This is a genomic window from Streptomyces sp. NPDC059477, from assembly GCF_042749375.1.
Taxonomy (GTDB): domain Bacteria; phylum Actinomycetota; class Actinomycetes; order Streptomycetales; family Streptomycetaceae; genus Streptomyces.
On record NZ_JBHYUG010000102.1, the window covers coordinates 1 to 4,110 of the forward strand.

Here is a 4,110-nt window from a genome sequence, read left to right on the forward strand (position 1 = left end):
ATCGACGCCTACCCGGACAGCGAGGACTGGCGCTGCACGGAGTCGCTGGCCGGTTGCACGGCCCCCCACTAGCTCGCGGGGTCCGTCGGGCGGGGCGGCCGGGATTCGGGCCCCAGGGTGGGGGGGGCCCCCCCGGGGGCGGCCCGCGGCCCCCGGCAGCCCCGGGCCGCCGGGGCGCGGCGCCCCGCCCCCCCCCCCGCCCGGGCCCCCCCCGGGGTGGGGTCTGGGGCCCTGCTCCCCCGGCCCAAACGCCGCAGCACCGGCACATCCAGGCCGCGCAGCGCCTCGGCGGCCGGGCGGGGCCCCGTCACCGGCCTCGCGGCGGGGAAACCCGCGCCCGCCTCCTGGAGCGCGAGCCAGTCGGGGTCGAGCACCGCTCCCCCGGTCTCCCACGCCAGGAAGGCCCGCACCCGGTGCGGTGCCGGGCGCAGCAGCATCGGCAGGGCGTGCAGCAGATACGCCGGCCGGAACCCGGCGAAGCACTGCGTCGGGTCGAGCAGGAACAGCCGGTTCACGCGGGCGGGCGCGTGCAGGGCGTAGTGCAGGGCGATCCAGGCGCCGTACGAGTGTCCGCCCAGGGCCGTCGGACCGGACGTCACGCCCAGCCCGTCCAGCAGCGCGTCCAGCCACGCCGTCAGATCGGCGACCGTACGGATGCCGCGCTCGCCGGACGCCGGACCACGGCCCGTGCCCCCGGCGTCCGCGATATCGCGCCCCGCGCCCCCGCCCCCGCCACCGCGCCCGGCGCCCCCGCCACTGCCACTGCCACTGCGCCCCGCATCCCCGATCAGGTCGGGCGCGTACACGCGATGGCCGCGCGCCAGCTCCTCCGCCTGCGCGAACCAGCTCGCGGAGGTCGCTCCCCCGCCCGGCAGCAGCACCAGCGGTGGCGCGTCACGCGGGCCGCAGACATGGACGTACGTCACTCCGAAAGGGGTTGTGACCTGCGTAGATGTGCGGTCGGCGGGCCATTTGGCCAGGACCTTGTCGTAGGCGCGCGCAAAACCGTCCGGGTTGTATCCGTTCCGGTCGGCTCCGCTCCGCGTGCCGCCGTCGGTGCTCCTCATCCGCGTCCCCTCTCCTGTCCGTCGTCCGCGTCCGCTTCCCTCGATCATCTCGTTTATTATCTCGTTGAGCGAGATTCTTGTGCAGCGAGATGATAGTCGAGGAGGGCGGCCGTGCCGAGTGCGGAAGCGGCGGGCGGGATGGAGATCGTGCATCTGCTGCGGGCGGTGACCGTCGAACTGGGGTTGCGCAGTGCCCGTTTCGCGAGCCGCAACGGTATGCATCCGACGGACGTGCGGGCCCTGATCGCGCTCATGGACGCGGCCCGCGCGGGCGAGGAGCTGACCGCCGGGAAACTGGGCGCCGCGCTGGGGCTGAACTCCGCGGGGACGACCGCTCTGGTGGACCGGCTGGAGCGGGCCGGGCATGTCCGTCGGGTGCGCGGTACCCGGGACCGGCGCAGGGTCGTCGTGCAGCTCGACGCCCGCGCGGTGGAGCTGGGGTGGTCGTTCTTCGGGCCGCTGATCGAGCGCGCGGTGGAGCTGCTGAGCGGGTACGACGAGCGGGAGCTGGCGGCGATCCGGGGGTTCCTGGAGGGCGTACGGGAAGCCGCCGCGGAGCCGGGAGCCGAGTAACACGGGGTTCACATTCGGGCAACGACCGGGAAACCCCCTGTTGACAGGCTCGGGTGTAACGGCGGCGCCCCAGTGCCGCAGCGCCGCGACCGCATCACCCGCACCACGCCGGACCCATCCGAAAGAAGAGACCCGTGACCTTCAAGGCTGAGTACATCTGGATCGACGGCACCGAGCCGACGGCCAAGCTGCGTTCCAAGACGAAGATCATCGAGGGTTCGCCCGCCGGTCTGGACGCGCTGTCGATCTGGGGCTTCGACGGGTCCTCCACCAACCAGGCCGAGGGCCGTTCCTCGGACTGTGTGCTCAAGCCGGTCTTCACCTGTCCCGACCCGCTGCGCGGCGGCGAGGACATCCTGGTGCTGTGCGAGGTCCTGAACACGGACATGACGCCGCACGCCTCCAACTCCCGCGCCGCGCTGAGCGAGGTCTCCGCCAGGTTCGCCGCGCAGGAGTCGATCTTCGGCATCGAGCAGGAGTACACCTTCTTCGACGGCGCCCGTCCGCTGGGCTTCCCCGAGGGCGGCTTCCCCGCCCCGCAGGGCGGCTACTACTGCGGGGTCGGCGCCGATGAGATCTTCGGCCGCGAGATCGTCGAGGCCCACATGGAGAACTGCCTGAAGGCGGGCCTGGGCCTGTCCGGCATCAACGCCGAGGTCATGCCCGGCCAGTGGGAGTTCCAGGTCGGCCCGCTGGCCCCGCTGGAGGTCTCCGACCAGCTGTGGGTGGCCCGCTGGCTGCTCTACCGCACCGCCGAGGACTTCGGCGTCACCGCCACCCTCGACCCCAAGCCGGTCAAGGGCGACTGGAACGGCGCCGGGGCGCACACCAACTTCTCCACCAAGGCGATGCGCGAGGGGTACGACGCGATCATCACCGCCTGTGAGTCCCTCGGCGAGGGCTCCAAGCCGCTCGACCACGTCAAGCACTACGGCGCCGGCATCGACGACCGCCTCACCGGCCTGCACGAGACCGCCCCGTGGAACGAGTACAGCTACGGCGTCTCCGACCGCGGCGCCTCGGTGCGCATCCCGTGGCAGGTCGAGAAGGACGGCAAGGGCTACATCGAGGACCGCCGCCCCAACGCCAACGTCGACCCGTACGTGGTGACCCGGCTGCTCGTCGACACCTGCTGCTCGGCGCTGGAGAAGGCCGGGCAGGTCTGATCGACGTACCGCCCGCAGTACCCGCACCACCCGTTCCGCCCGCATCCGTATGAGGGGCGTCCACCGCATCGTGCATCGGTGGGCGCCCCTCACCCGTGCCCGCGCGAGATCGTGGACGCCCTCGCAACCCGCGAGTTCGAAACGTTTCGCCCAACCGGAGTCCAAGGCTCGGCAAACAGCGGCGGTGGACCGTCTGCTTTTCGGACGCGTGGGTGTCCGAGCCGTGAGAGAAGGGTCCGTTCGCCCGGGCGTATCTGCTTCAATGGGCCCATGGCCAGCTTCCAGAATCTCACCGCGCCGGGTCGCCATGACCTTGAGCCGTTCTGGCCTTCCCGTCAGCACGACGACTTCGACCGGGAGTGTTGCCGCGCCGCCACCGCGCCGGCCCGCTGACGCCGTACCTCTCGGCCCCCGGCCTGCGCGACACGACGTACGTCCCCGACGGACCTCTCGCGCGAAAGAGCTGACCTCTCATGGCGAACCCCGCTCCACTGCCCCACCCGCTGTCCTCCGCCGCCTCTCCCGCCGCCGCGCCCGCCACCCGGCACCGGCTGCGGGCCGTCGACCGGGACGAGGTGCTCGACCCGGCGGATCTGCTGCCGCCCGGCGCCACCTGGCTCCCGGCTCCCGCCCACACCCTGCCCACCCTGCCCGGCCGTCCGCCGATGGTCGGCTATCTGCTGCTGGTCCCGGCCGATCAGCAGCCGCCGTTCCTGCCGGTCGCGGTCCCCGACGCCCTCGTCGCACCGGAGGCCGCGCCCGAGGCCGCCGCGCCCGAGCCGCTGATCCGGATCGACACCGTGCGCCGCACCGCCCTCGTGCGCGGCGCGGAGCTGGATCTCACGTATCTGGAGTTCGAGCTGCTGGCCCATCTGGTGGCCCACCCGCACCGGGTGCACACCCGCGACCAGCTGGTGACCACGGTGTGGGGGTACGGCCATGTCGGCGACGGCCGGACCGTCGACGTCCATGTCGCCCGGCTGCGCCGCAAGCTGGGCGCCGAGCACCGCAAGGCGATCCAGACGGTCCGGCGGGTCGGCTACAAGTACACCCCGCCGACCGCCCGCTGACTTCGGACGGACCAGGGTGGAGGCTGCCCTCGGCCGGGGCCGGGGGATGACCGTTCTCCCCTGGGGCGGCACGCCCCCCGAACCACCGGGTTGCGGTCACGGAACGGCACGAACCCCTGGCCGGGGTGGGGGGGGGGGGGCCGGGGGCGGGCGCCCCGCGCGGGGCGGGGGCCGGGGGCGGGCGCGCCGCCGCCCGCCCCCCCCCCCCCGCCCCCGCCCGCCGCCCCGCGCCCC

General features: G+C 73.6%; 5 protein-coding genes. 4 read left to right on the forward strand and 1 reads right to left on the reverse strand.

From position 1 onward, the window contains the following. Window positions 1-68: 68 nt before the first annotated feature. Window positions 69-1,067 carry an alpha/beta fold hydrolase gene (locus ACFXAZ_RS33380; RefSeq protein ID WP_384598763.1) on the reverse strand — a complete coding sequence of 333 codons (999 nt, stop codon included), beginning with the start codon at window positions 1,065-1,067 and terminating at the stop codon, window positions 69-71. Between the two features lie 138 nt (window positions 1,068-1,205). Between ACFXAZ_RS33380 and ACFXAZ_RS33385 the strand changes: the two genes are divergently transcribed. The 4 genes from ACFXAZ_RS33385 (at window position 1,206) to ACFXAZ_RS33400 (ending at window position 3,876) form a co-directional block, all read left to right on the forward strand. Then, window positions 1,206-1,640: a MarR family transcriptional regulator gene (locus ACFXAZ_RS33385; RefSeq protein WP_384598814.1), complete on the forward strand. Its 435-nt coding sequence runs from the start codon at window positions 1,206-1,208 to the stop codon at window positions 1,638-1,640. Window positions 1,641-1,774: 134 nt separating this feature from the next. Next, complete coding sequence (gene glnII / locus ACFXAZ_RS33390; protein WP_384598764.1) at window positions 1,775-2,806, forward strand: glutamine synthetase; 1,032 nt, start codon at window positions 1,775-1,777, stop codon at window positions 2,804-2,806. A gap of 270 nt (window positions 2,807-3,076) precedes the next feature. Continuing rightward, window positions 3,077-3,199 carry a hypothetical protein gene (locus ACFXAZ_RS33395; RefSeq protein WP_382686339.1) on the forward strand — a complete coding sequence of 41 codons (123 nt, stop codon included), beginning with the start codon at window positions 3,077-3,079 and terminating at the stop codon, window positions 3,197-3,199. Between the two features lie 80 nt (window positions 3,200-3,279). Further along, on the forward strand, window positions 3,280-3,876 hold the full coding sequence (locus tag ACFXAZ_RS33400; protein ID WP_384598766.1) for a winged helix-turn-helix domain-containing protein: 597 nt from the start codon (window positions 3,280-3,282) through the stop codon (window positions 3,874-3,876). Window positions 3,877-4,110: the final 234 nt, after the last annotated feature.

What these genes read in the sequence shown, in the direction of transcription:
- ACFXAZ_RS33380 (WP_384598763.1), bottom strand. Translation starts at nt 1,067, where the DNA reads ATGAGGAGCACCGACGGCGGCACGCGGAGCGGAGCCGACCGGAACGGA.
- ACFXAZ_RS33385 (WP_384598814.1), top strand. Translation starts at nt 1,206, where the DNA reads ATGGAGATCGTGCATCTGCTGCGGGCGGTGACCGTCGAACTGGGGTTG.
- ACFXAZ_RS33395 (WP_382686339.1), top strand. Translation starts at nt 3,077, where the DNA reads ATGGCCAGCTTCCAGAATCTCACCGCGCCGGGTCGCCATGACCTTGAG.
- ACFXAZ_RS33400 (WP_384598766.1), top strand. Translation starts at nt 3,280, where the DNA reads ATGGCGAACCCCGCTCCACTGCCCCACCCGCTGTCCTCCGCCGCCTCT.